The organism is Bradyrhizobium sp. P3_C3 (assembly GCF_056402655.1).
This window is the reverse complement of the sequence record NZ_JBFUGY010000013.1, coordinates 182,304-209,159: the sequence shown is the minus strand read 5'-3', so window position 1 is coordinate 209,159 and position 26,856 is coordinate 182,304. Positions and strand designations below refer to the sequence as shown.

The window sequence follows — 26,856 nt, the reverse complement described above, 5'->3', positions numbered from 1 at the left end:
CAGCGATTTTCCCTGAATCAATGCGCCTCCTGCTGATCGAAGACGATCCGATGTTCGGCAAGGCGCTCGTCCGCGGATTGAAGCGAAACGGAATGACCGTGGACTGGACCCGCGACGGACAGGACGGCTACGCCGCGCTACAACGCGCCGAGCACGCGATCACGCTGCTCGATATCGGACTGCCCGGCATGACCGGCTTCGAGATTCTCAAGGCCGCGCGCAGCAGGAAGGCTTCGCCCATCCTGGTGATCACGGCCCGCGACCGGGTCGAGGACATGGTCGCGGGACTCGATCTCGGCGCCGACGACTTCATCGTCAAGCCGTTCGAGTTGCGCGCCCTGCTCGCGCGCATTCGCGCGGTCATGCGCAGGGTCAACGACCGCTCCAATTCGCTGATGAGCAGCAAGGAGATCACGCTCGATCCATCGACCCATGTGGCGACCTTCCGCGGCATCCAGTCGACGCTTTCCGCGCGCGAGTTCTCGGTGATGTACGCCCTGATGGAGCGTCCCGGAACCATTCTGTCGCGAGGCCAGATCGAGAGCCGGATCTACGGCTGGAGTGACGAAGTGCAGAGCAACGCCGTTGACGTCGTCATCCACGGCCTGCGCAAGCGGTATGGCAAGGACGTCATCCGGAACATCCGCGGTGCCGGGTGGATGGTCACAAAGTCCGGATCATGAGCTCTCTTCGCAAGACGATCATCACGCGTGCGACGCTGTTGCTGGCCGCCATCGGCCTCCTGGCGACGGCAACATCGTTCGGCCTGGTCGCCTATGAGATGAACAAGTTCCTCGACGCTCAGTTGCAGGAGATCGCCGTCAATGTCGGTCCAGGCGACCGCAACGGTGCGGGTCCGCTGCTCGAAAGCGAAGACGAGGATCAGTTGGTCGTCCGCATCTGGGATCGCTCCGGCGCGCTGCTGCATCGGGCGGGTCCTCCGATCGACATTCCGTGGCAATCAGTGCCGGGATTGTCCGACGAGATCGCCGACGGGCAGGATTGGCGCGTCTATCGCTGGAGCCACGCGCAGCACGATATCCAGATCGCGCAAGCGTGGAGCGCCAGGCACGAGATCGCGCTGCACGCGGCGACAGGCGCCGCGCTTCCGCTGCTGCTCGCCATCCCGCTGGTCTGGGCCGTTCTGGGGTGGTCGATCAGCCGCACGATGGGCGGTCTGCAACGGCTGTCGGCTGAAATCGGCCAGCGCAGCGTCGATGCGCAGGAGCCCCTGCGTCCGGTGGGCGTACCGGCGGAAGTGGCTCCGCTGATCGTTGCCATCGACAAGCTCGTCGATCGTCACCGATCGGCACTCGAAGCGCAGCGCCGCTTCGTGGCGGACGCTGCGCACGAACTGAGGACACCTCTGGCCGCTCTCCAGATTCAAGCGGAAAACCTGATCGCCGCAGAACTGTCCGGACAGACTCGCGAGCTTGCCGACGAACTTCGGGACGGCGTGCGGCGCGCATCGCATCTGGCGAGCCAGTTGCTCGAAATGGCCAGAACGGAAGGCGCCTCGATCCAGAAGCATGACAACGTCGATCTTGCCGCGCTCGCGACGTCGTTGCTGGCGGACTTCTATCCGCTGGCTGAGGCGCGCAACGTCCAGCTCGCGATGACGGCGGAGACACCGTGCAGGTTCCTCGGCGATCGCGACGCGATCGCCAAGCTCATCGCCATCCTGCTGGACAACGCCATTCGCTATTCAGGTTCAGGCGGCTCGGTGGAACTCAGGGTCGTCAATGACGGCAAGATTTGCGCGCTGGAGATCGTCGACGACGGCCCAGGCATTCCCGAAGACGCAATGCCGTTCATCTACGACCGCTTCTTCAGGGCTGCGCCCCAGGGCGTCGAGGGGACCGGGCTTGGTCTTGCGATCGCCAAATCCACCGCCGACCGGCACGGCTTCAGGCTGATGCATCAGAACCGGAGCGGCGCGACCGGCATCGTCGCGCAGGTCCGGTTTGACCTGACTACCGTACCGACCGCGTGAGCTAACCGATCGTCTGCAGCGCCGGAAACGTCTCGAGCAGCCAGATGCTGACATTCGAGACCGTGCCGGTGAGGAAGCCGATGCCAGTGATCACCATCAGGACGCCCATGGCGCGCTCGACATTGACGAGCTGGCCCTTCATCCGCGCGAACAGCTTCGAGAACTGCTCGATCATCAGGGCGGCGATCAGGAAGGGAATGCCGAGGCCAGCCGAATAGACTGCGAGCAGTCCCGCCCCCTTCGTCACCGTCGCCTCCGCCGCGGCGATCGAGAGGATCGCGGCGAGGATCGGGCCGATGCAGGGCGTCCAGCCGAAGGCGAAGGCGAGGCCCATCACATAGGCGCCCCACAGGCCGACAGGCTTGGGCGCGGTCAAGCGCCCCTCGCGCATCAACAGGCCGATCCGCGTCAGTCCCAGGAAGTGCAGGCCCATGACGATGATGACGATGCCGGCGAGGATCGACAGCTCGGCCGACCAGGCACGAATCAGCCCGCCGATCAGCGAAGCGCTGGCGCCGAGCGCCACGAACACCGTGGAGAAGCCGAGCACGAACAGGAGCGCCGACATCATGATGGCGCGCTTGGACGCCGAGGCCGGCTCCTTGTTCTCGACATGCTCGATCGTGGCGCCCGTGAGATAGATCAGATAGGGCGGAACCAGGGGCAGAACGCAGGGAGAGAGGAAGCTGACGAGGCCGGCAATCAGGGCCGCCGGGATCGAGACATTTTGCATGATGCAGTCGGAGCCATCTCAGGCTCTTTGGCCGCGCACCGGGAATGCGCGCGGGCGGGAGCCGAACCGGCTCTGGTGTAGCCGATGCCGGGGAATGCGCACAACAGAGGCGCACGAAACCAGGCTCCTCCCGATGCCGTCTGCGATCACAGATGCGGCATCGGGACGCGCACAAACCTCGCCAAAAAGCGAGACTCGGCGGCGCGGCTACTTCACCACGCGGAGCAGCGGACGCCGGGGCTGGTCCTGCGTCTGCTTGGAGGGGGGCTGCGGTTCGCTTCCAGCGCTCCGCAGCATTTCGTCGCACAGCGCCTTGAGATCGGCACTGTCAATTCCTTTGAGCTTCATCCGCACGTCGAGGATGACGATGGACAGCAGCTCGGCCGACTCGCGGTTGTTGCTCTCGTTGAGAACCTTGCGGCACTCCTCAAGCGTTTCCAGCACCGACTGCAACTGTTCGTCTGAATGCGACACCGGCGTTCTTTCCGTTAGTTCGGCCTGCGAGACGTGTTTGTGGAAATCCCCTCGGCCCCCATGGGATACCGAGAATAACACGAGGCGCCGACGCCTCCGAACATGATTTCAGTATGATTTTGCCGGGAAACCGTGGCTCCCGCGAACATCGACCCGCTGCGCGGGACGCCATTATCGTCGTGGCCGGGAGTCGAACGCGCGGCACTGGATGATCGACCCATTCCGCGCGGCGACAGCTCGCGCGCAAGGACTTCCGTCACGGAAAACGCCGACAATCCTGCAGCCATTTCAGGGCTCGCAACGGAACTCACGCCACACCCCTCATTCCAACGTTGGTCGGCCGATTCGATTCTCAGCCTTAGTAACACTCGGATACCGCCCACGAGGCAGTAACGATGGCGTTCAAAAGTCGCCGTTCCCCAACCCGCAGTGGTTGTGGTTTGCGCCCAATTCTGCCAGTTTAGCAACCCGAAGGGACTTGTATGCACTCCTTGGCGGAAAGGGGCGTTCCACAGGAGGAACGCCCAAAGATCAACATCAGCGGCCTCTCCGATTGGGATGCGGCCCGCATATTCCTGGAAGTCGTTCGATGCGGCAGTTTTCGCTCGGCGTCTGAACGCCTGTCGCTGTCGATCAACGCTGTCCGCCGCCGGATTGATGATTTCGAGCGCCAGACCGGCACCACCCTGTTCACCCGCGACGTCCACGGCACGCATCTGACCGATGAAGGTGCACTGGTGGTCTCCGCCGTCGAGCGCATGGAGGCGGCCGCCTTCGACGTGCTGCGCACCAGCGATTCGACGGCCAACGCCCTGTCCGGCGAAGTTCGCGTGGCCGTCACCGAGGGTCTCGGGACGTTCTGGCTCGCCCCGCGGCTGGTCGAATTCCAGCAGGCCTATCCGAAGATCCTGGTCGACCTCCATTGCGCGATGCGCTCGGCCGATGTCTCTCGTCACGAGGCCGACGTCGCCATCCATCTGTCGCGTCCCTCCGCGCTCGACGTCAAGCTGGTGCGGCTCGGCCGCATGCACCTGATGTTCTGGGCTTCGGAAAAATACCTTGAGAAACACGGCACGCCGCGCTCGGCGCTCGAATTGATCAAGCACCGCCTCGTGCTGCAATTCGCCGACCAGCTGGCCGCCAAGGAAACCTTCGAGAGCTTCTTCCCAGGCGTTCCGGAACGTGACCTGCTGGTCATGAAGACCAACGTCTCAAGCGCCAATTATTGGGCGGTCGCGAATGGCGCCGGCATCGGCGTATTCCCGAGCTACGCCATTGCGCTTGGCGGGAAGTTGATTCCACTGGAGGTCGAGCTGAACAGGCCGCTGGATATCTGGTTGTCCTACCACCCTGGTAGCGGCCGGATTCCACGCGTTCGGCACATGATTGACTGGCTGATCGAGGCTTTCAATCCGGCGCGATTCCCGTGGTTTAAGGAAGAGTTCGTGCATCCGCATGAATTCAAGGACGAGTATATGGGCGAACCCCTGACCCAGCTCTTCGGGGGATTTTCAACCGAAGAACAAAGGTGAGAGTATGAAAGCAGCGGCGAAAAGAATGAAGCAGCGCAGCGCCGGCAAGCCGGACATTGAGCTTGGCAAGCGGATCCGTCTGCGGCGCGTCGAGATGAAGATCTCGCAGGCCGAGCTGGGCGAGAAGCTCGGCGTGAGCTTCCAGCAGGTCCAGAAATACGAGAAGGGCGTCAATCGCGTCGGCGCGGCTCGGCTTCAGCAGATCGCCACCGCCCTCGATGTGCCCGTGACCTTCTTCTATGACGGCGACAACAAGGCGCGCGAAGTCGAGAGCCTGCTGTTCCTCGATTCCGCCTTCAGCCTCCGCCTGCTGCGCGCCTACAGCAAGATCAAGGACCAGACGGTGCAGCGTCAGCTCGTCTCGCTGATGGAATCGATCGCAGCGAACGAGGCCTGAGCCGATCGGGCTCTGACCTTTACGGCCGATGTTCAATCCGCCGCGTCACGGGGGCGCGGCCGGATTGAACGAGACCCAGTCCGCGCGCTTGCGCGCGGCTCTCCTTTCGGGGCGGCCAAGCCGCCCTTTTTTCTTGCGGGTTTCTTGCTGCGGATTTCCCGGCAATTTGCCCACCATCGCCGCGGATTTCGCGAACCGATCCCACCCCTGCTGCGACACAATCGAGACGCCCCGCCTCGAGCGCGCGGGCTTTCGACTGCCGTGCTTAATGGGACCTCAACTCCGGGGCTCTAGCTTCCCGCCGATTTTTGCGAATCGGCGCACGCAGCGCGGCGAGCGGGAATTGCCAATGCGAGCGCCCGTCCGGGCCTCGTCCTCGTGGGGAAAATGGGACACATGTCGAAACGCCATGCGATGATCGTTGCCGTCGGCGTGCTCGCGAGCGCCTCCGCGCTGGCGCAAACCGAAACCACGGGACAGGCAAACCCCAGGCCGGCAACGGCGGCCGGTACAGTGCCGGCCGCGGCGAACCCGGCCCATGCTGCCGCGCCGAAGGCTGCCGCACCCGCTTCGACGGCGGAGAGCCGCTCCGCCGCGGCGCTCGCGCTGACGCACGAGCCAACCTATGACGAGGGCTCGGCCCAGCGCATCAAGGATGCCGCACTCAGCTACTCCGATCTCGCCGTGCGCGGCGGCTGGCCGACCATCCCTGCCGATGCCAAGTTCGCCCTCGGCGTCCAAGGCGCCAGCGACGAGCTGCTGCGCAAGCGACTAATCCTCTCCGGCGATCTCGCCGCCGACAAGGCCAGCGGCGCCTTCGATCAGGATCTCGCCGACGCCGTGAAGCGCTTCCAGGCCCGCCATGGACTGGCGCCGACCGGCACGGTGACGCCGCGCACGCTCGCGGCGATGAACGTCTCCGTGCAGAAGCGCATCCGGCAGCTGGAGGCTTCGCTCCAGCGGCTCGAGAACATGAATTTCGGCTTCGGCCAGCGCTATGTCGTGGTCAACATCCCCGCCGCGTTTGCCGAAGCGGTCGAGAACGATGTGGTGGTGCGGCGCTATCGCGTGATCGTCGGCAGGACCGAAAAGCCCTCGCCGACCCTGACGGCCCAGATCACCAGCGTCGTGCTCAATCCGACCTGGACGGTGCCGTCCTCGATCGCCAAGACCGAGATCTCGGCGCATATGCGCAAGGATCCGACCTATTTGTCGCGCATGCACATGGAGGTGCTCGACGCCCACGACAATCCGATCGACCCGCATTCGGTCGACTGGTCGGGCACGCACACGCCGAACTTCACCGTGCGCCAGCACAACGGCACCTTCAACGCGCTCGGCGCGGTGAAGATCGACATGCCGAATTCCTATTCGGTCTATATGCACGACACCAACCAGCGCAATCTGTTCAGCGACGACTACCGCTTCGATTCCAATGGCTGCTCGCGCGTCGACAATGTGCGCGATCTCGCCGCCTGGCTGCTGAAGGACCAGCCGAAATGGAGCCGCGCCGCGATCGATACGGAGATTGCGAGCGGCCAGCACCTCGATGTCGCCATGGCGAAGAAGGTGCCGGTGGCCTGGATCTACCTCACGGCATGGATGACCAGGGACCAGACCGTCCAGTTCCGCAACGACGTCTATAATCAGGACGAGCAGTTGCTGGAGGCCACCGCCGAAGAGGCGGCGTTCTTCAGCAATGCCGGCAGCCATCCCCTGACCGCGCACATGCACGCAACGCAGTAGAGCATGATCCGGAAAAGTGTGCAGCGGTTTTCCGAAAAGATCATGCTCAAGGAATAACCGCTTCTCGCGCCATGCAATCGCGGCACAGGCGGATGCAAAGCCGCGTCCCTCGTCGCGGTTGACCCGGGCCGCGCCCCGGCCGCACATTGCGCTCGGCCTACGACAAGCGAGCGCGCAATGCCTGACAATTCCAGCACGACCGAAACACCCCTTGCCGACGGCAAGATCCTCAAGCAGGTCATCGACGGCGTCGGCGTGATCACCTTCAACAATCCTGACAAGCGCAACGCGATGTCGCTGGAGATGTGGGAGGGATTTGGCGAGGCGCTGACGAGCCTGCGCGATGACGCGACGGTTCGCGTCGTGATCCTGCGCGGCGCCGGCGGCAAGGCATTCGTCTCCGGGGCCGACATCAGCCAGTTTGAGAAGACCCGCCACAATGCGGCGGCGTCCGAGGAATATGCCAGGCGCAGCGCCGCCCAGCGCGCGCTGCTCGCCGACTATCCCAAGCCGACCATCGCCTGCATCGAGGGATTCTGTCTAGGCGGCGGCATGCAGGTCGCGATGCTCGCCGACATCCGCCTCGCCGCAGATGGCAGCCAGTTCGGCATTCCCGCGGCAAAACTCGGCATCGCCTATGGCTATGACGGCTTGAAGCATCTGGTGTCGCTGGTCGGTCCGTCCTGGGCACGGCTTCTGATGTACACGGGCATGCGGATCGATTCCGCCGAGGCGCTGCGCATTGGCCTCGTCGAGCGCTTGTTCCCGATCGACGAGTTGTGGGGGGAGACGATGACGATCGCGCAGACCATCTCCGAGAACGCCCCGCTCGCGATCAAGGCCGCCAAGATCACTATCGCGCAGGTGTTGAAAGACGAGAGCCAGCGCGACCTGGAGGCAATCAAGGCGATCGGTCACGCCTGCATGGACAGCGCGGATTTTCGCGAGGGCCGTCAGGCCTTCATGGAAAAGCGCAAGCCGCAGTTTACGGGCAAGTAGCCTCGGCGGCCGGCCGCGCCAGCAAAAATCACGAAAACAACCCCGCCGTGACTAGAAAGTAGTCGTACAAGATGCCGACGGCTCGCGCGCCATGTTGATCGTGATGTAGCGCGCGAAGGTTGTTGCCAGCCCCGGCTGCTTCGGAACTATCCAACGTAGAAGGATCCCGTCGGGAATTCGTTTCTCTGACTGGGGTAGCTCCCCATACAGCTCGGAAAAGAATTTCACAGCCCTTTCGATCGCATCCGGTCCTGTCCCCATCGCATTTCGCATGTTTTGTTCGTCTCTTGCGTCGAAACATGTTCTTACTTACGCATAAGCGGCGGCCGGCAGTATTGTTGCGAGTACAAAGACGAAGAGCAAACGCATGCAATCAACTTCCTTCTAGGTTTCTTCGCTCCCATTTTACCTTGGGCCAATCTGGGGTCGAAATCCACGTCATGAACTCGTTGGCGGTGTCCGTTGTTGGGCCTCATAACAGAGGTCGCGCCTTTGCGAGCGCTGCAATCATTCGATACGCAACAAAGCCGGAAGGTCGCTCATCCGATGAAAGAACTCATCGCAGAAGGCTGCTAACTCTGGCTCAACTCGCGGATCACCGCCGGTAAACCCCAAGACTCTCATTCCCGCGGCCTTTGCCGCGCGAATCCCGGACAAGGAGTCCTCAATAACGACGCAACGTGAAGGGTGAACACCCAACGTTTGTGCGGCATGCAGAAACAGGCCGGGGTCTGGCTTCCACGAACCAACCTCATACGCACTAAAGATACGTCCTTCAAAGTGCCCCAGCAGTTTCGTCAACCCGAGTGCATGCGTGAGCTTCGACATGGGTCCGTTAGACGCTACGCAAACGGGAACGGTAATCTCGGCTAACGCTGCATGGATTCCTTCGACAGGCTTCAGTTCGGCATCAAAAGCCAGCGCGGTTGCTTGTCGAACGTCAGCAACGAAAGTGTCTCGGACGCCGCGGCCTAGCCGACGCTCAATTTCGCGCACGCAATCCGCCATCTTTACCCCTCGGAAAGAACGTATAGCGTCCTCCACGCTGATCGTTACGCCTTCCTCAGATGCTGTTCGGACCAGGACGGTCAGGGCAATAATCTCACTATCGACCAGGACGCCGTCCGAATCGAAGATAATGAGCTTGGGACTTGCACTGGTCATCCTTGCGATGCTCTCGCTTTGCGGGGCCATCTGAACATTAGCTATGGTCCGACAGGCCGTAGATCGTCGAACACCTCGATCAGGCGAAAGCGCTCGCACATGAGCGTCATGCCCTCGCTGAATCGTCCGAGCCGGCCGAAATAGGTCCGATGGGCGCTGCGCCAATAGGCGAGGCTTCGATCGCCTTCGCCCTCATCGTGCGCAAACGCGGCATCGACGTCATTGAAGCGCCGATAGGTGATCTCGACGGATTCAATGACGCAGCGCGGTTCTCCGCGCCCGTTGAGCACGACCCAGCGCTCACCGGGCGTGGACGTGTTAGGTTCGTCCTCCGTGCTGCAAGTCGCGGTCTTGACGCCCTTGACGACGAGTTCGACCAATTCATCCGCGAGCGCAGGATTGTCGCCGAAGGCGAAGGTCCTGAGGTGCCGATAGTGCTCGGGAACCGGATTGCTCATTGACGTCCGGCTCCACCGATATCGACCGCCTGCGGTAACTACAGCGCAGCGAGCACCGCTTTCGTAATGTCAGCCGTGCCATTGCTGCCGCCGAACTCCATCGGCTTGATGCCGCCGGCGTAGATCTGATCCACCGCACGCTCGATCTGCTCGCCGGCTTCTGCCGCGCTCTCGACGCCGTGCTTGTCGGCGAGCCAGTCCAGCATCATCGCCGCCGACAGGATCATGCCGGTGGGATTGGCCTTGCCCTGCCCCATGATATCGGGTGCGGTGCCGTGGCAGGGCTGGAACACGGCATATTTGTCGCCGATGTCGGCGGACGGCGCCATGCCGAGGCCACCGATCAGGCTCGCGGTGATGTCGGAGACGATGTCGCCGAACATGTTCTCCATCACCATCACGTCGAAATCCCAGGGACGCTTCACCAGCATCGCCGAGCAGGCATCGACATAGAGCCGGTCGGTCTTCACGTTCGGATGCTTCTTCTCGATCTCGTCGAAGATGCCGCGGAAGAACGCAAAGGCCTTGAACACGTTCGCCTTGTCGACGCAGGTCAGCATCCCCGGCTTGCCGCGCGCCTTGCGCCGCTCGGCGAGCCGAAACGAGAACTCGAACAGGCGCTCGGAGGTCTTGCGCGTGATCACCATGGTCTCGCGCGCGTCCTCATGGGTGACGACGCCCTTGCCCATCGAGGCGAACAGGCCTTCGGTGGATTCGCGGATCACGACGAGATCGATGCCGCGCTGGTCGGCGCCGACGATCGGGCTCGGCACGCCCGGAATGAGCCGCGCCGGGCGCACGCCGGCATAGAGATCGAAGATGAACCGAAGCTCGATCTGCGGCGCGATCTCGGTATTATCGGGGTAGCGCACCGACGGCAGGCCACAGGCGCCGAGCAGGATCGCATCGGCCTCCTCGCACAGCTTGATCGTGGAATCGGGCATCGACTTGCCGGTCGCGAGATAATTGTTGGCGCCGGCGGGCGCCTCGGTGAAGCGGAAGCTCAGGCCGGACTTCGCCTCGATCTTGCGCAAGACTTCGATGGCCGGTGCCATGACTTCGGGACCGATGCCGTCACCGGCGAGCACGGCAATGTGGAAGGCGTTGTTTGCGGACATTTGAGAGACCTTAGGAAGGAACGAGCCAAGGACGTCATTGCGAGGAGCGAAGCGACGAAGCAATCCAGACTGTGTCCGCGGAGGGATTTCTGGATTGCTTTGCTTCGCTTCGCTCGCAATGACGGAGGAGAGAGCGTTTATTACGGCGTCAGCACCGTGCGACCGACCACCGCGCCCTGCTGCAATTGCACCAGCGCGTCATTGGCCTTGTTGAGCGGTTGGCGCGTCACCGGGATCGGCGGCACGTTCTTGGCGCGCACGAGGTCGAGCAGCTCCTGCGTCTCGCGCAAATTGCCGACATAGCTGCCCTGGATCGTCACCGCCTTGATCGGGATCAGCGGCAGCGCCCAGGTCGCGCCGCCGCCGAACAGGCCGACGATGACGAGCTTGCCGCCCTTGGTCAGGCAATCGAAGCCGAGTTGCGTTGTCGCGGCGTTACCGACCAGATCGATCACGGCGCGGATCGGCCCGCCCGCCTTTTTGGCAAGCTGCTCCAGCGCATCCGGCGCCTTGGGATCGACGGTCGCGAGCGCGCCGGCCTTTTCGGCGGCCTCGCGCTTCCTGGCGTCGATGTCGACCATGATCGCGCCCTTGCCGCCCATTGCCTTCAGCAGCGACAGCGCCATCAGGCCAAGACCGCCGGCGCCGAACATCACGATCGGCGTGTCGAAATGCTGCTCGACCTTCTTCAGCGCGCTGTAGGTGGTGACGCCAGAGCAGGCGTAGGGCGCCGCCGAGGCGGGATCGAGCCCCTTCAGGTTGAGCAGATAGCGGGGATGAGGCACCAGCATGTGGTCGGAGTAGCCGCCGTCGCAATAGACGCCGAGCGAGCGCGGCGTCAGGCACATGTTCTCGTCACCGGCCAGGCACGTGGCGCACTTGCCGCAGCCGATCCAGGGATAGACGAGGCCGACATCGCCGAGCCTGAGATCGCCCTGGTCGGTCGGCTTCACGTCGGGGCCGAAGGCTGCGATTTCGCCGACCGTCTCATGGCCCATGGTCAGCGGCAGATTGATGCCGCGGTCCTTCAGCGACAGCGGCTTGCGGCCGTGGCCGAGATCGTAGCCGCCTTCCCAGATGTGGAGGTCGCTGTGGCAGACGCCGGCGGCCTTCACCTTGATCAGCACCTGCGTGCCCGACGGCTGCGGCGTGGCCTCGTCGAACTCCTGCAGCGGCGCCTTGAAATCGGCAACCTTGAAACTCTTCATCGGCGTCCTCCCGGCATACTTCTTGTCGTCGCCACCATGCCATGACCGGCGGGGCGAAACAAATCCGCTTCCGTCTTTAGTTTAGGCCAGCGGATGGTGGCAAGCCGCGAACTGGCCGGGTGCGACCTCGCGCAACTCCGGTATCTCCGCGCTGCATCGCTGGTCGGCCCGCGGGCAGCGGGTGCGGAAGCGGCAGCCGGACGGCGGCGCAATCGGCGATGGTGGCTCGCCGGTCGCCACACTCTCGACGGGACGCACGTCCGGATCGGGCACCGGGATCGCCTGCAACAGCAGGTCCGTGTAGGGATGCGCGGGCCTCGCGAACAATTGTTCCGACGGCCCGACCTCGCAGAGCCGGCCGAGATACATCACCGCGACGCGGTCGCTGACCGCTTTCACCACCGCGAGATCATGCGCGATGAACAGCAGCGTCAGGCCGAAGCGCGCCTTCATCTCCTCGAGCAGATTGAGGATCTGCGCGCGGATGGAGACGTCGAGCGCCGAGACCGGCTCGTCGCAGACGATGAATTCGGGGTTGAGCACCAGCGATCGTGCGATGCAGATGCGCTGGCACTGGCCGCCGGAGAATTCGTGCGGCAGACGGCCCGCTACGAGGTCAGGGTCGAGCCCGACCGCGGACAGCACGTCGTGAACGCGCCGCTTGCGCTCGGCGGCATCTTTCACGCCGGCGATGATCAGCGGCTCGGCAACGATGTCACCGATGCGTCGGCGCGGATTGAGCGAAGCGATCGGGTCCTGGAAGATCAGCTGCACGCGGCGGCGCATTTTTCGCAGCGCCTCGCCTTCCATCGCGGTGAGATCCTCGCCGTCGAACAGCACGCGGCCGGATTTGGCGCGGCGCAATTGCAGCACCGCGCGCCCCAGCGTCGACTTGCCGCAGCCGGATTCGCCGACCAGCCCCAGCGTCTCGCCGCGCGCGACCTGGAGGCTGACGCCGGAGACCGCGTGCACCGTCTTGTTGCCAAGACCATATTCGACGACGAGATTGTCGACGTTCAGGAGCGGCTCAGCGGGCATGGCAAACTGCATCATGCGCCAATCCCCTCCGTCATCTGGATCGGATGGAAGCAGGCATAGAGATGATCAGGCATCTCCGCGCCCTTCAATTCGGGCTTGGCCTCGTGACAGCGCCCTGCGGCATAGCGGCAGCGTGGCGCAAACGAGCAGCCCCTCAGCGGCCGGGTCGGATCGGGCGGACGGCCGGAGATGGCGGGCAGTGGCGTATGCGGCGCGGTCTCCAGCTTCGGGATCGCCGCCAGCAGCGCCTCGGTGTAGGGCATGTGCATGCGCTTGAACAACGCCTGCGTCGGCGCGCGCTCGACCACCCTGCCCGCATACATCACCGCGACCTCGTCGGCGCGGCCGGCGACGACGCCGAGATCGTGGGTGATGATGATCATCGCCATGTGGCGGCGGCGCTGCTCGCGCGCCAGCAGATCGAGGATCTGCGCCTGGATGGTCACGTCGAGCGCCGTGGTCGGCTCGTCCGCAATCAGGAGCTTCGGCTCGCAGGACAGCGCGATCGCAATCGCGATGCGCTGGCRCATGCCGCCGGAACATTGATGTGGATATTGCGCGAGCCGCTGCTCCGGCGCCGGAATGCCGACGGCGGCGAGCAGCTCGATGCTGCGCCTCCGCGCCGCCGGCGCATCGAGCTCGAGATGCTCCTGGATCGTCTCCATCAGCTGGGTGCCGATGGTCAGCACCGGGTTGAGCGAGGTCATCGGGTCCTGGAACACGACCGCGAGGTCGCGCCCACGCAGGCGCCGCAGACGCTCGGAGTCGAGCCGCACCAGGTCCTGGCCGTCGAACATCACGCGCCCTGTCAGCTTCGCCTTCTTCGGCAAGAGCTGAAGCACCGCGCGCGACAGCATGGTCTTGCCGCAGCCGGATTCGCCGACGATGCCGAGCGTGCGGCCCGCCTCCAGCGTCAGGTCGACATGATCCACGGCGCGCAAATTGCCGCGCGGGGTCGGCAGCTCGACCGCGACGTCCTCGATGGTCAACAGCGGCGCGCTCACAGCGCCCCCTGACGCGGGTCGGTCAGGGCCCGCAAGGTGTCGCCGACCAGGTTGAAGGCCAGCACGGTCAAGAACAGCGCTGTTGCCGGCAGGAAGGCCAGCCGCGGCGCGACGTCGAGGCTGTCGCGCCCTTCGCCGATCATGCTGCCCCAGCTCGCCATCGGCGGCGGCACGCCGAGCCCGAGGAAGGACAGTGCGCCCTCGACCACGATGGTGACGGCGACGCCGAGCAGGAAGAAGGCCAGCAGCGGCAGGATCACGTTCGGCAGCAGCTCGCGCAACAGGATGCGCGCATGGCTGGCGCCAAGCGCCTCGGCCGCGATCACGAACTCGCGCCGCGCCAGCGTCAGCGTGGCCGCGCGCGCCACGCGCATGAAGGCGGGAATGCCGAGCACGCCGAGAATCAGGGTGAGATTGGGAATCGACTGGCCGAGATAGGCGGTCACCGCGAGCGCGAAGATCAGCGGCGGAAAGGCCAGCAGCACGTCCATACTGCCGACCACCAGCGTCTCGAACCGGCCGCGGAAATAGCCGGCGAGGAGACCAAGCGCGCCGCCGAGCGCAAGGCCGATCATCGGCGCGATCAGCCCGACCGTCAGCGACACCCGCGCGCCAAAGATCAGGCGGGCAAATTCGTCGCGGCCGAGCCCGTCGGTGCCGAGCCAGTGTTCCCCGGAGAACGCCGCACGGCGCTCCAGCATGTCCATGTCTACAGGATTCTGCAGCGGCAGCACCGGCGCGAGGATCGCGAGCGTCAGGACAATCGCGAGCCAGGCGCTCGCGAACCAGAACAACAGGCCGAGCTTGCGCCGGCGCCGAACCGGCTCGGAGACCACCTCGTCCTGCATCGACAGCTCAAGCGTGGCCATGGCGGATCCTCGGATCGAGCACGGCGTAAAGCATGTCGACGATGAAATTGACGATGACGAAGCCGCAAGCGACCAGCAGCACCACGCCCTGGAGGATGACGAGGTCGCGGGTGTAGATCGCGCCAACCAGCAAGCGGCCGATGCCCGGCAGCGCGAAGATCGATTCCACGATCAGCGTGCCGCCCAGCAGGCGACCGATGTTGATGCCTGTGACCGTCACCAGGGTCAGCGACGATGGCTTCAGCGCATGCACGAACAGGATGCGCGCGGGCTTGAGGCCTTTCGCTTTCGCGAGAGCAATGTAGTCCTCCTGCAGGGTCGCGATCATGTCGGAGCGCAGCACCCGCATGATTCCAGGCCATTCCGCCAGCGCCAGCGTCAGCGCCGGCAGCACGAAGAAGCGCAGGTTCGACAGCGGCTCCTCGGTGAACGGCACATAGCCGGTCGCCGGCAGCCAGCGCAACTCGACCGCGAACAGATAGATCAACAAAATCGCCATCAGGAAGGACGGCATCGACAGCATGGCGAAGGCGCTGCCGGTCATGAAGCGGTCGAAGGCGCCACCGGCGCGCGCAGCGCAGGCGATCGCGAGCGGCACGCCGATCAGGAGCCCGATGAATTCGGCCATCAGCATCAGCTCGAGCGAGACCGGAATGCGCTCGGCTACCGCCTGCAACACCGTCTGCCCGGTGCGGAAGGAGCGGCCGAGATCGCCCTGCAGGACATGACCGAGCCAGCTCAGATAACGCCACCACAGCGGCTGGTCGAGCCCCATGTCACGGCGCAACGCCGCGACATTCTCCGGCGTCGCCTGATCGCCGAGGATGACATAGGCAAGATCGCCCGGCAGCAACGCGGCGATCAGGAAGGTGAGCAGCGAGACGGCGAGCAGCACCGGCAGGATGGCAAGGAGCCGCCGCACGACGAAGTTCAGCATCGCGCGGTCATTCCAGCCAGGTGGTCGAGACGTCGATCACGCCGTTGTAGATCTTTGGAAAGCCCTTCAGCTTCGCGCTCGACAGCGCATAATAGGTGTTCTGGAAGGTCCAGAACCAGATCGCCTCCTTGTTGATCAGGCGGCTGATCGCGCAATAGTCCTCGATACGCGCTGCGGGGTCGGCGGTGACGCGGGAGTGGTCGAGCAGCCGGTCGAGCTCCGGATCGGCGAAGTTGGCCAGCGCCAGCGGGCTGCCGCTGCGGAAGTTCGCATACATCTGCGGATCGGGATCGGCGAGGTCGACGATGCGCCAGGGTATGAGCTGGAACTGACGCATGAACGCGCGCGGCGGAATGGTGGCCTGGTCGACCTGCTCGATCTCCATGTTGGCGCCGGCGCGCTTCCAGAATTGCTGGAGCACCTGGCCGATCATGCGGCCGCGCGGCGTCGCGGTCACCATCGTCTTGAACTCGACCGGCTTGCCATAGTCCTTGATCAGCGCCTTGGCCTTCTCGACGTCGAACGGCAGCGCGCCGTCGTCCTTGCATTTGACCCAGGAGCCGTCGCCATAGGGATTGGTCGCGGGCCGGCTCAGGCCGTTGCTGATCGCCTGCGACATCTTTGGACGGTCGATCGCCATCACCAGCGCCTGCCGCACGCGGACGTCGTCGAACGGCGCCACCTTGGTGTTGAAGGCATAGACCTGCGCGCCCGAGCCCTTGTAGGTGTGCACGGTGAGCTTGGAGTCCTTCTGCGCCTTCATGATGTTGTCGGCGTCGTTCTCGTCGTCCCAGATGATGTCGGCCTCGCCCGATTGCAGCGAGGCGAAACGCGACTGCGCGTCGGGCAGCGGCTTCAGGATGATGCGGTCGAGATAGGGACGGCCCTTGTCCCAGTAGCCCGGGTTCTTCTCCAGAACCATGCGATCGCCGGCCGTCCATGATTTCAGGATGTAGGGACCGGTGCCGACGGGATTGCGATTGTAGTCGTCGCCCTTGGTCTTCCACGCCGTCGGCGAATGCACGACGTTGTTCTGGCTCTGGATGGTGTTCGTCGCCGGCAAATTCACGGAAGGATCGGTGAGATTGTAGACGACAGTATATTCATCGGGCGCCAGCACCTCCTTGACGTTGGTGATGTAGAAGGCGCAGCGGCACTTGTTGGCGGGGTCCTTCTGCCGATCGAAGTTCTCCTTGAAGGCTTGCGCATTGAACGGCGTGCCGTCGTGGAATTTCACGCCCTGGCGCAGCTTGAAGGTCCAGCTCTTGTAATCGTCCGAATGGGTCCAGGAGACTGCCAGCTTTGGCGCGGCCTCGCCCTTCTCGTCGAGCGTGGTGAGCGTATCGAAGATCGCGGCCGCAGCGGTGAAGGTCGAGGTGTCGTAGACCCCGACCTTGAGCGGATCGAAGCCCGTAATCTCCAGCTCCTGACCGACGGTGATGCTGCCGCCCGCCTTCTGCGCCTGTGCCGGCTCGGCCGGCGGAAGGAGAGAAAATGCCGCAACAAGGAAAATCGGCGCGTGCTTGCGCGCCGCGGCAGCAAGGTTCGTCATGGTTCCTCCCGGGATCCCTCGTCCGATGTTTCGGATCGTTGAATGACTCGGAGGCAAGCTTGGCGATAAATGCTCGCCACGGCAAGAGGAACACGCGAGAGATCAAACGCTGTAGTGGTGCTGCGATGCGCTCAGTTTGTCGCAGCCGTTTTGCCTGACGGAATTGGAGCATCGTCGGCGAGGCCGATCTCCTCGCGCAATTCGTCCGTGTGCTCGCCGAGCACGGCCATCGTTTTGGCGGGCGTGGTGTCGGCGCCCGACATCCGGAACGGCAGATTGAGCACCTGGAACGAGCCACCCTCGTCCTCGACGGACGAGAGCGCCTGCCGGTGCGCGAGTTGCGGATCGGCCAGCGCCTCAGACACGGTGCGATAGGCCGAGGCCGGCACACCGGCCGCGCCAAACGCGACAAGACACGCGTCGGTCGTGAGTGGCCGCGACCAGGCCTCGACGCCGTCCATCATATCAGCCCAGTTCTCGCGGCGCGCGGCGTAGGTGGAGAAGCGCGGATCGGAAATCCATTCGGGGCGGCCGATCACACCCATCAGGCACTGAAACGTCTTCTCGCTCGCGACCGTGATCATGACATAGCCATTGGCCGTCTCGGTCGGCCCGAACATCGGGCGCGGCGGTGGCTTCACCGCGAATTGCGAGCTCTGCAGCTCGATCACCGTCAAGGTCAGCATCGATTCCAGCATGGAGACGTCGATGTGCTGGCCCTGCCCGGTCACCGTGCGCTGATAGAGCGCCGAAGCAATCGCGCCAAAACCGTAGGTGCCGGTGACGACGTCGGCATGGTAGATGCCGCAATAGTCGGGACGGCTGCGGCCTGGCTGATAGGCGAGATGCGCCATGTCGTAGCCGGAGGCCGCATGGATTACCGGCGCGTAGGCCGGCAGCTCGGCCGAGGGACCGGTCTGGCCGTAGCCCGAGATCGAGCAATAGATCAGCTTTGGATTGACCGGGCGCAGGCGGCCGTAGTCCAGCCGCAGCCGGTGCATCACGCCGGGGCGAAAGTTCTCGACCAGGATATCGGCGGTCGCGGCGAGCCGGCGCACCGCCTCCTTGCCCTCCTCGGACTTGAGATCGAGCACGACGCTTTTCTTGCCGACGTTGAGCTGGCCGAATACGGTGCTGCACCCCTTGCGCAGCGGCGGCCGGGTGCGCATCGTCTCGCCGCCGTCGGTCTCGATCTTGATGACCTCGGCGCCCATGTCGGCAAGCATCCGCGCACAGTGGGGACCGGCGATGGTGGTCGAAAAATCCAGGACCCTGAGGCCCGCGAAGGCCTTTGTCGTCGTCCCCTCATGCTTATCTGCTAACGCCATGCCTGCTTACGCCCCCTCGGCCTCTTAGGAACTATCGAAGTTCTCTCTTGTTGATGCGCCGACCCTAGAGGGCGGCGGGTGAGTAGGAAAGTCTTTACCGAACGGACGCGTCTCACGGGCGGGCTTGGGAATTCCAGGACAACTGGACCCGTTCTTGCATAGCAATAAACGGGATCGGAAGAGGGCAGCTGTTCTTGAGGGTCTTGTTCGTCACAACCGAGATGGACGATTTCGTCCGCGTTGGCGGACTCGGCGCCGTTTCCGCTGCACTTCCCAGGGTGCTTCGCCCTCTCGCCGATATCCGGGTCATGTTGCCGGGCTATCGCGACATCATCGAACAACTCACGCATATTCAGGTCGTTGGCCGCTGCCCGGCGTTTGCGGAGATGCCGGCCTGCTCGCTCGGCCGGGCTGCGACCAAGGACGGGCTGCCGGTCTATGTGCTGTTGTGCTCACAACTCTACGACCGGCCCGGCAATCCCTATGGCGACGAGTCCGGACACGACTGGCCGGACAACGACATCCGCTTTGCGCGCTTTGCCTCGGCAGCCGCTGAGCTGGCCATGGGCAAGCTGGACAAGAATTGGGCAGCAGACCTGATCCATGCCAACGACTGGCAGGCCTCGCTCGTGCCGGCCTACCTCGCCTGGCGCGGGGCCAGGCTGCCGTCGATCCTGACCATCCACAACCTCGCCTACCAGGGACTCTTCCCGAAGGACTCGCTGCGGCGGATCGGCGTCCCCGAGAGTTCCTTCCATATCGACGGCGTCGAATTCTACGACCAGCTCTCCTTCCTCAAGGCCGGGCTGGTCTATGCCTCGCACCTCACTACCGTGAGCGGCACCTATGCACGCGAGATCACGACGGAGGAATTCGGCTGCGGTCTCGAAGGCCTGCTTCGTGTCCGCTCGGATGCTGCCGAGCTCACCGGCATCCTCAACGGCATCGACGAGAGCTGGGACCCGCGCTCCTGCTCCCAGCTGGCCCAGCAGTTCGGCGCCGGCGACTGGGTCGGCAAGAAGGCCAATGCGGATTATATCCGCAAGCAGTTTGGCCTGGCGGTCTCGCGCGGGCCGATGTTCGCGATCGTCGCACGCCTCGTGCACCAGAAGGGCATCGACCTCGTGCTGTCGGCCGCCGACGAGATCATCGATGCCGGCGGGCAGATCGTGGTCACCGGCTCCGGCGAGCCGGCGCTCGAGCAGGCGCTGATCGACGCCCATCGCCGCCGCCCCGACGCCATCGGCGTCACCATTGGCTTCAACGACGCCCAGGCGCGGCGCATCTTCGCGGGCAGCGATTTCACATTGATGCCGTCGCGCTTCGAGCCGTGCGGCCTCAGCCAGATGTACGCCCAGCGTTTCGGCTCGCTGCCGATCGGTCACCAGACCGGCGGCCTCGCAGAGACCATCACCGACGGCGAGACCGGCTTTCTGTTCTCAAAACCCTCGCACGAATCCTTCCTCGGCGGGGTCCGCCGCGCCTTCTCAGCTTTCGTGGCGCATGACCAGCTCGACTCCATGCGTCGCAGCGCGATGGGACGTTCGTTCTCCTGGAGCATCTCGGCCGGCAGTTATAGCGCAGTCTGGATTGCTTCGCTGCGCTCGCAATGACGATGTGGAGAGAGGCGCGCCACTCTATCGCCCGTCACTCCAAGAGCTGAGAACCTCATCCCTTCCCGCGCATATCCATTTGCGGCCGCCCGATCCAGGCGCGATTGAGACACCGGGTCATCCAGTCGGGCTGCGGCTCGCCCCGCAGCCGCGCCTGCGCTTCCTGGTAGGGACCGACATAGCGCAGCCGGTCTGGCAGTTTGGGATAGACGCGCCTCATCCATTTCAGCGCGTTGTCGGCTGCCCTCTTGTCGCGCTCCTCGAATTCAAACCCGAAGCCCGCTCGCAGGCGCTCCGGCAACAAACTCGCCGTGAGGGCGCGATACCATCGCGGTGGCCGCAGCCACGGACGGGCGCCGCCAAGGATCTGCGCGGCGATCTCGCGCGCCGCCGGGCTGACGGTCAGCGTGTCCGACTGCGCCATCGCCGCGGTGTAGGCCGCAAAGCCGGACCAGTCCGCGGGCAAATCGTCCGCCGTCAATCCAAACAAGGCACCGAACATCCGGCTCTCGCTCCAGTAGCGCTCGCGCTCCTCCGCCGAGAGTGGCGGGAGGACCAGGTCATGCGCCATCACCGCGGTCTCGACCAGCGTCGCATGAACCCAGCGCAGCGACGGAATGTCATTGGCGCAGTAGCGCGAGCCTGCCGCGAACGGACCGACGGCCTCGGGCATCTCGCCGACGATCATGCTGTGGCGCCGATGCAGTTGCCGGGACGACAACTGCGCCCGGTCGAGCGAGCCGAACACCATCGCAAAGACGATGTCGAAGGTGCGATGGAAGCGGCCGATCGGATCGGCAAGGGTGCGCGAATGCTCCGCGATGGCGGCAGCGACCCAGGGATGCGCCAGCTGCAACAACAGCGCGCGGCCGGCGCCGAGAAAGATGACGGCCTCCCGGTCGATCTGCCAGGTCACCGTGTCAGGGCCGAACACGCCGGCAACCGGTCCCGCGGCGTCGGCGCGAACCTGATCGAGGGCCAATTCCAGATCGTTCCCGGATACCAACTGCAAGGCCTTTCGGTTGCCGACGGCGCACGATCCGCAGGGCCTGTGGCAATTCGATGAAAGCGGACGCGGCCCTACTCCGCCGCCATCGGCATCTCGTCCATATGCTCGTGCAGCACCACGCCGGCGAGCGGATCGAATTCACCGATCCACGGCTTTCGCGCCAGCACCGATCTCGTGTGGGCGTAACCCGCATGCCAGCGCCGCGTAATGCCCGACGGACTGAAGTCGATATCCTTGGTATGGGTTTCGCGATCGAGCTGCGGCGCCAGCAGCCGCACCACATGCATGCGGGTCGGACAGCCGTAGCTCATCAATTCCCTCACCGCGGGATCGTTGCGCTCGCTCTCGGGCAACCGCGCGGCAAGCTGGTTGATGACGTGGCGCAGGCGATGGGCCTGCTGCTGCCGCACGATCTGGCTCGCGATGCGGCTGGAGTACTGCACGTCCTTATGGCGGTTCAAGACCTCCGCCATCGTGGTCGGCTCGGCGCCGACGGAATTCCACAGATGCACGGAGAAAATCAGCGAATCCCTGCGTGGATTGTCGTCGAATACGGCCTCCGTCGGCGTGTTCGACAGGATGCCGCCGTCCCAATAGAGCTCGCCATCGATGCGCACCGCCGGGAAGGCCGGCGGCAGCGCGCCCGAAGCCATGATATGCTTCACCGTCAGTTCGCCGTCGCGGCTGTCGAAATAGCGCATTTCGCTGGTGCCGACATGAGCCGCACCGACCGTCAGTCGCGGCGCGCAGCGATTGGCCAGATCGAAATCGACCAGCTCGCTCAGCGTCTTCTCCAGTGGCGCGGTCGAATAGAAGCCGGCGTGATCGGCGCCCAGCGGAAAGGAATCTCCCGCATGCGCCAGCGGGTTGGGCCGGAAGAAGCCGGGAATGCCGCGGGTCACAGTCGACAAATAGGCGAGCTTCTCGCTGAAGTCGGGAAAGGCGCCACCCAGAGCCCAGACCGGATTCTGCTCCATCCGCTTCCAGAACTCCTTCAGGCGCGCGAGCCTGTTCTCCGGCGCATTACCGGCGATCAGGCTCCCGTTGATGGCGCCGATCGAGGTGCCGATGACCCAGTCCGGCTCGATCCCGGCCTCGTGCAGGGCCTGGTAGACGCCCGCCTGATAGGAGCCGAGCGCACCGCCGCCTTGCAGCACCAGCACGACCTGTCCCGGCAGATCGTTAGGCCCGCACACTCCGACATTTTTCTGCATGCTCGTCACGCTCCTGCTCCGGAGAGCCTGCCCCGTCGCTTCTACGCAAAATCTTCCGGCATTGTTACGCCCGGCGACCGCCGGCCGTCCAGCGACCATGTCCGAAAAGGGCAGCGCGGAACCAACGGAGCGTTAACGCTTGACCGGGGCGTCCTGCGGCGGCTCGTCGTCGGCGATGGCGCGCCAGGCCGCGCCGTCGAGATCGTCATATTGGCCGCTCCGCAGCGACCAGAGGAAGGCGACGAGGCCGGCGCCTCCGAGCATCAGCGCGAGCGGCACCAGGATGACCAGGATTTCCATCACACGATCTCCCGTGAGGCGCTACGGGCGCGCAGCGAGTTCAGCATCACCAGGATCGACGACCCGCTCATGGCTGCCGCCGCGATCAGGGGCGTCACCACGCCGCTGATCGCGACCGGAACTGCGAGAACGTTATAGCCGATCGCCAGCCAGAGGTTCTGCCGCATCAGATGCAGCGCCTTGCGGGAGGCGTCGATCGCGGCAACGACCGGTGCCAGCGGCCGGCCGAGGAAGACGAGATCGGCGGTCGCCTGGCTGAGATGCGCGGCCGAGATCGGCGACATCGAGACATGGGCCGCCGCCAGCGAGGGCGCGTCGTTCATGCCGTCGCCGACCATCAATACTTTTGCGCCGCGCCGCTTCAGTTCCTCGATCCGTGCGATCTTGTCGGCCGGCGTGACGCCGGCGCGCCATTCGGCGATGCCCAGCGCATGGGCCGCCGCGATCACCGCGGGCTCGCGGTCGCCGGACAGAATCTCGATGCCGATATTGCGCGCCTTCAGCGCCGCGATCACAGCCTGCGCGTCCGGCCGCAGACCCTGGCGCACCGACAGAATGAACTTTTCGTTGCCCTTGCTGAAAGCCACGATGGAGGCCTCAGGATCGAGCGTTGCCCCGCCGACCATCGCCTCGGCGCCGCAAAAGGACGGACGGCCTAGTCGAAGCTCGACACTGTCCACCACAGCGCGCACGCCCTGCCCGGCCTCCTCGACCGCGCCAACGATCGGCGACCTTGCGCCGGCGGCCTGCGCGACGGCGGCGGCGACCGGATGATGGCTCGACAGCGCGAGCCGGCCGGCAAGTTCAAAAATGTCGGCGGGAATATCGGCCGCGTTCATCACTTCGAGATCGGGCAGCGTCAGCGTGCCGGTCTTGTCGAAGATGACGTGGTCGGCCTCGGCCAGCCGCTCGATGGCGTCGCCGGAATTGAGCAGCACGCCCGCCTTGAACATGGCGCCCGAGGCCACCGTCTGCACGGTCGGGATCGCGAGCCCGAGCGCGCAGGGACAGGTGATGATCAGCACGGCCACGCCGGTCACGATCGCATCGTGCCAGCCTGCACCCGCAATGACCCAGCCCAAAATGGTGATCAGCGCGGTCGCATGCACCACCGGCGCGTAGAGCCGCGAGGCGCGATCGGCGAGCCGCATGTAGCGCGAGCGCGCCTGCAGCGCGTTGTCGAGCAGCCGCGTGATCTCGGCGAGCAGCGTCGCCTCCGACGCCGCCGAGACCCGCACCCGCAGCGTGCCGGAGATGTTCATCGAGCCCGCATAGACCGCCGTGCCCTGCTCCGCCGTGACATACAGCGTCTCGCCGGTGATCAGGCTCTGGTCGATCTCGGAACGCCCCTCGATCACCGTGCCGTCGACGGCGCAACGCTCGCCGGGCCGGAGCAGCACGATGTCGCCGGGATGGATCGCCGCGACCGGCACCTGCGAAATCTCGTCGGGACCGACGAATTTTGCGGCCGTCTCCGCTTTCAAGGCGGCGAGATTGCCGGCGACCGCGCGGGTCCGCCGCCGCATGTTCTGGTCGAGGAAGCGGCCGACCAAAAGAAACGTGAGCAGCATGATCGCCGCGTCGAAATAGGCGTGCTCGGCGTGATGGATGGTCTCGACCACGGACATGCCGAGCGCAAGGCACACCCCGATCGAGATCGGCACATCCATGTTGGTGGTCTTGGCCGACAGCGCGCGCCAGGCCGAGCGGAAGAACGGCTGGCCGGCATACGCCGCCGCCGGCAGCGCGATCAGCGCCGACAGCCAGTGGAAAAAGTCGCGCTGCTCCGGCAGCATGTCGGAGACGTTGCCGGACCAGACCGGGATCGACAGCATCATCACGTTCATGGTGGCGAACGCGGCGACGCCGAGGCAGCGCAGCAGGAAGCGCGATTCCGCAACTTCCGTCGCTTCCGCACTCTCGGTCTCGTAAGGATAGGCCTTGTAGCCGAGTTCCTCGAGGCGATCGATGAAGCGGGCCGGGTCGAGCGTGCCCTGCTTCCATTCCAGCGCGACGCGGCGGTCGGTGAGATTCACGCGCGCCAGCGTGACGTCGGGGATGGCCGACAGTCCGCGCTCGATCTTGGCCATGCAGCCGGCGCAGTGAACGCCCTCGACCGCGAGATCGATGTGCTTGATACCCTCGCCCGCGGCCCGGACGTAATGCGAAAAATCCCGCGTGACCTGCATGACGAATTCCCTCAGTTCAGGATCACGCGGTTGCGCGACATGAACACGCGTGTTCCCCGCGCCTCGCCTTCGATCACGAGATCCCACTGCCCCGGCGCAACCGACGCCGCATTGCCGCGGTAGATGCCGATGCCGGCCTCCGAGAGCTCGACCTGGAGATCGGCGCGCTTGTCGGTCGGCCGCTCCAGGCGTCCGCCGAATTTCAACCCGCTCATCGGCTGGCCGCTCGCATCGCGCGCCTCGACCTGAAGCGAGGCAGCGCCATCAGTGCGGCGCTCGATATGGGCGTTGACCTTCCAGTTGCGCGCGGCTTGGTCCTGCGCCGCCGAGATTTCACGATCATAGGTGAGGCCCGCGGCATAGGGGCTGTCGACGTCGGTACCGGGCAGCGTCGCGATCGCGAGCTTCATCATGGTCACATTGACGCCGATCACGAGCCCGAAGAAGGCAACCAGCATCAGGAACACTTTTGTTCCGGTCAGCGGCTTGGTGGCCATGGCAGTCTCCTGATCCTAGGGCGAGACGAAGTTGTCGGTGGCGGTGGCGACCTCGCCGAGCCCGATGTCGGTGACGTGGAAGCGAACGGGAACCGACTTTTCCGGATTGCTTTCCGCCGGCGCGGTGACCAGCAGGCGCAGCTCGCTGGTGGAGTCGCGCGGGATCACGATCATCGGCCTATCCGGCGTCACGGAATCGATGCCGACGACGTGCGTGGTCAGGTTGGCCGGACCGTTCGCGTCGATCGCGATGACGCGGTCATAGCCGCTCTTGTTCAAGAGCCGCACCGTATAGGCATTGCGGATCGAGCCATCGCTGAGCCTGACCGCGACCGGATTACGGTCGTGCAGCACGTTGACGTCGAGCAGGCTGCGGGTCGCGAGCGTGTAGATCATGATGCCGCCAACCGCCGCGATGATCGCGCTGTAGGCGACGGTGCGGGCCCGGACGATGCGGTAGACCGGCGCCTTGCCTTCCTGGCGGCGCTGGATGTTGATGTCGTTGTCGTAGCCGATCAGCCGCTTCGGCCGGCCGATCTTGGTCATCACGTTGTCGCAGGCGTCGATGCAGAGGCCGCACTGGATGCATTCGAGCTGCGGCCCGTTGCGGATGTCGATGCCGGTCGGGCAGACCGCGACGCATTGATAGCAGTCGACGCAGTCGCCGACATGTTCGCCGAGCGCGCGCAGCTCGATTGCCTTCTTCACCGAAGTGCGCTTCTCGCCGCGGTCGTAGCGATAGGTGACGTTGAGCGCCCATTCGTCGGTGAGCGCGGCCTGGATGCGCGGCCACGGGCACATATAGGTGCAGACCTGCTCGCGCATGAAGCCGGCGAGCACATAGGTCGTCGCCGTCAGGATGCCGATCCAGATATAGGCGATCATCGGCGCCTGGAAGGTGACGAGCTCCTTCACCAGCGTCGGCGCGTCGTTGAAATAGAGCACCCAGGCGCCGCCGGTCCACCAGGCGATCAGCAGCCAGATCGAATGCTTGAGCACGATCTCGGAGATGCGCTCCAGCTTCATCGGGTCGGACGACTTGTCCTTCCTCATCCGCTCGCGCCGGTCGCCCTCGACCAGCCGCTCGACCGCATAGAACAGATCGGTCCACACCGTCTGCGGACAGAGGTAGCCGCACCAGATGCGGCCGCCGACCGAGTTCATCAGGAACAGCGCCACCGCGGCGACGATCAACAGGCCGGTGAAGTAATAGATCTCCTGCGGCCACAGCTCGATGAAAAAGAAGTAGAAACGGCTGTTGGGAAGATCGATCAGCACCGCCTGGCTGGGAGCGCCGAGGCCGCGATTCCAGCGCACGAACGGCAGGAAGTAGTAGACGCCGAGGCAGAACGCCATCAGCCCCCATTTGATTCGGCGGAACGTGCCGGAGACGCTCTGGGGATACACCTTCTTCTGGGCTACGTAGAGCGGCCCGTTGTCATCGTTCGATGTGAGGTCGTTCGGGTTCACGGTCTTGTTCATCG

Annotated in this window: 25 protein-coding genes; 7 read left to right on the top strand and 18 right to left on the bottom strand. The window is 64.6% G+C overall.

The genetic code is table 11. From position 1 onward, the window contains the following. Window positions 1-20: 20 nt before the first annotated feature. Window positions 21-683, top strand: a complete 663-nt coding sequence (locus AC1DW2_RS17240; RefSeq protein WP_063984805.1) for a response regulator transcription factor — start codon at window positions 21-23, stop codon at window positions 681-683. Beyond that, complete coding sequence (locus tag AC1DW2_RS17235; protein WP_477006696.1) at window positions 680-1,993, top strand: ATP-binding protein; 1,314 nt, start codon at window positions 680-682, stop codon at window positions 1,991-1,993. Before AC1DW2_RS17240 ends, AC1DW2_RS17235 begins: the two co-directional genes overlap by 4 nt. A 1-nt stretch (window position 1,994) precedes the next feature. Here AC1DW2_RS17235 and AC1DW2_RS17230 read toward each other — a convergent pair whose 3' ends face one another. After that, complete coding sequence (locus AC1DW2_RS17230) at window positions 1,995-2,726, bottom strand: cytochrome c biogenesis CcdA family protein (protein ID WP_477006695.1); 732 nt, start codon at window positions 2,724-2,726, stop codon at window positions 1,995-1,997. A gap of 207 nt (window positions 2,727-2,933) precedes the next feature. Next, on the bottom strand, window positions 2,934-3,200 hold the full coding sequence (locus AC1DW2_RS17225; protein ID WP_028152051.1) for a hypothetical protein: 267 nt from the start codon (window positions 3,198-3,200) through the stop codon (window positions 2,934-2,936). Between the two features lie 482 nt (window positions 3,201-3,682). Between AC1DW2_RS17225 and AC1DW2_RS17220 the strand changes: the two genes are divergently transcribed. From AC1DW2_RS17220 to AC1DW2_RS17205, 4 genes are all read left to right on the top strand, one after another. Beyond that, window positions 3,683-4,732 carry a LysR family transcriptional regulator gene (locus AC1DW2_RS17220; RefSeq protein ID WP_038943246.1) on the top strand — a complete coding sequence of 350 codons (1,050 nt, stop codon included), beginning with the start codon at window positions 3,683-3,685 and terminating at the stop codon, window positions 4,730-4,732. A 25-nt stretch (window positions 4,733-4,757) separates the two neighbouring features. Continuing rightward, window positions 4,758-5,129, top strand: coding sequence for a helix-turn-helix domain-containing protein (locus AC1DW2_RS17215; protein WP_014497036.1), 372 nt, complete (start codon window positions 4,758-4,760; stop codon window positions 5,127-5,129). A 396-nt stretch (window positions 5,130-5,525) separates the two neighbouring features. Continuing rightward, complete coding sequence (locus AC1DW2_RS17210; RefSeq protein WP_477006694.1) at window positions 5,526-6,875, top strand: L,D-transpeptidase family protein; 1,350 nt, start codon at window positions 5,526-5,528, stop codon at window positions 6,873-6,875. A gap of 177 nt (window positions 6,876-7,052) precedes the next feature. After that, window positions 7,053-7,874, top strand: coding sequence for an enoyl-CoA hydratase (locus AC1DW2_RS17205; RefSeq protein WP_354238188.1), 822 nt, complete (start codon window positions 7,053-7,055; stop codon window positions 7,872-7,874). Window positions 7,875-8,381: 507 nt separating this feature from the next. Here AC1DW2_RS17205 and AC1DW2_RS17200 read toward each other — a convergent pair. From AC1DW2_RS17200 to AC1DW2_RS17155, 10 genes are all read right to left on the bottom strand, one after another. After that, entirely contained in the window at window positions 8,382-9,038 is a 657-nt protein-coding gene (locus AC1DW2_RS17200; RefSeq protein WP_477006693.1) for an HAD family hydrolase, read from the bottom strand. 41 nt (window positions 9,039-9,079) lie between these two features. Beyond that, window positions 9,080-9,496 carry an ASCH domain-containing protein gene (locus tag AC1DW2_RS17195; protein WP_477006692.1) on the bottom strand — a complete coding sequence of 139 codons (417 nt, stop codon included), beginning with the start codon at window positions 9,494-9,496 and terminating at the stop codon, window positions 9,080-9,082. Between the two features lie 38 nt (window positions 9,497-9,534). After that, window positions 9,535-10,614: an isocitrate/isopropylmalate dehydrogenase family protein gene (locus AC1DW2_RS17190; protein WP_477006691.1), complete on the bottom strand. Its 1,080-nt coding sequence runs from the start codon at window positions 10,612-10,614 to the stop codon at window positions 9,535-9,537. 140 nt (window positions 10,615-10,754) lie between these two features. Further along, window positions 10,755-11,822, bottom strand: a complete 1,068-nt coding sequence (locus tag AC1DW2_RS17185; protein WP_166089648.1) for an alcohol dehydrogenase — start codon at window positions 11,820-11,822, stop codon at window positions 10,755-10,757. Window positions 11,823-11,903: 81 nt separating this feature from the next. Next, entirely contained in the window at window positions 11,904-12,875 is a 972-nt protein-coding gene (locus AC1DW2_RS17180; protein ID WP_477006690.1) for an ABC transporter ATP-binding protein, read from the bottom strand. Beyond that, window positions 12,872-13,864, bottom strand: coding sequence for an ABC transporter ATP-binding protein (locus tag AC1DW2_RS17175; protein ID WP_477006689.1), 993 nt, complete (start codon window positions 13,862-13,864; stop codon window positions 12,872-12,874). The genes AC1DW2_RS17180 and AC1DW2_RS17175 overlap by 4 nt, the downstream gene beginning before the upstream one ends. Further along, window positions 13,861-14,733 (bottom strand): ABC transporter permease, encoded by an 873-nt coding sequence (locus AC1DW2_RS17170; protein ID WP_028157019.1) that lies wholly within the window; start codon window positions 14,731-14,733, stop codon window positions 13,861-13,863. Before AC1DW2_RS17170 ends, AC1DW2_RS17175 begins: the two co-directional genes overlap by 4 nt. Beyond that, entirely contained in the window at window positions 14,720-15,670 is a 951-nt protein-coding gene (locus AC1DW2_RS17165) for an ABC transporter permease (RefSeq protein WP_028152064.1), read from the bottom strand. Before AC1DW2_RS17165 ends, AC1DW2_RS17170 begins: the two co-directional genes overlap by 14 nt. A gap of 7 nt (window positions 15,671-15,677) precedes the next feature. Beyond that, a complete protein-coding gene (locus AC1DW2_RS17160) occupies window positions 15,678-17,222 on the bottom strand; it encodes an ABC transporter substrate-binding protein (RefSeq protein ID WP_259258719.1) in 1,545 nt (514 codons plus the stop codon). A gap of 131 nt (window positions 17,223-17,353) precedes the next feature. Further along, window positions 17,354-18,550: a CaiB/BaiF CoA transferase family protein gene (locus AC1DW2_RS17155; protein WP_477006688.1), complete on the bottom strand. Its 1,197-nt coding sequence runs from the start codon at window positions 18,548-18,550 to the stop codon at window positions 17,354-17,356. A gap of 194 nt (window positions 18,551-18,744) precedes the next feature. Between AC1DW2_RS17155 and glgA the strand changes: the two genes are divergently transcribed. Further along, window positions 18,745-20,163: a glycogen synthase GlgA gene (glgA, locus tag AC1DW2_RS17150; RefSeq protein ID WP_477006687.1), complete on the top strand. Its 1,419-nt coding sequence runs from the start codon at window positions 18,745-18,747 to the stop codon at window positions 20,161-20,163. A gap of 55 nt (window positions 20,164-20,218) precedes the next feature. Here glgA and AC1DW2_RS17145 read toward each other — a convergent pair whose 3' ends face one another. From AC1DW2_RS17145 to ccoG, 6 genes are all read right to left on the bottom strand, one after another. Further along, window positions 20,219-21,169, bottom strand: coding sequence for an oxygenase MpaB family protein (locus AC1DW2_RS17145; protein WP_477006784.1), 951 nt, complete (start codon window positions 21,167-21,169; stop codon window positions 20,219-20,221). A gap of 74 nt (window positions 21,170-21,243) precedes the next feature. Further along, window positions 21,244-22,386 (bottom strand): patatin-like phospholipase family protein, encoded by a 1,143-nt coding sequence (locus AC1DW2_RS17140; RefSeq protein WP_477006686.1) that lies wholly within the window; start codon window positions 22,384-22,386, stop codon window positions 21,244-21,246. Window positions 22,387-22,518: 132 nt separating this feature from the next. Then, a complete protein-coding gene (ccoS, locus tag AC1DW2_RS17135; RefSeq protein WP_014497059.1) occupies window positions 22,519-22,686 on the bottom strand; it encodes a cbb3-type cytochrome oxidase assembly protein CcoS in 168 nt (55 codons plus the stop codon). After that, on the bottom strand, window positions 22,686-24,875 hold the full coding sequence (locus tag AC1DW2_RS17130) for a cation-translocating P-type ATPase (protein ID WP_477006685.1): 2,190 nt from the start codon (window positions 24,873-24,875) through the stop codon (window positions 22,686-22,688). The genes ccoS and AC1DW2_RS17130 overlap by 1 nt, the downstream gene beginning before the upstream one ends. Before the next feature lie 11 nt (window positions 24,876-24,886). Beyond that, window positions 24,887-25,372, bottom strand: a complete 486-nt coding sequence (locus AC1DW2_RS17125) for a FixH family protein (protein ID WP_477006684.1) — start codon at window positions 25,370-25,372, stop codon at window positions 24,887-24,889. A 15-nt stretch (window positions 25,373-25,387) separates the two neighbouring features. After that, window positions 25,388-26,854, bottom strand: coding sequence for a cytochrome c oxidase accessory protein CcoG (gene ccoG / locus AC1DW2_RS17120; protein ID WP_477006683.1), 1,467 nt, complete (start codon window positions 26,852-26,854; stop codon window positions 25,388-25,390). Window positions 26,855-26,856: the final 2 nt, after the last annotated feature.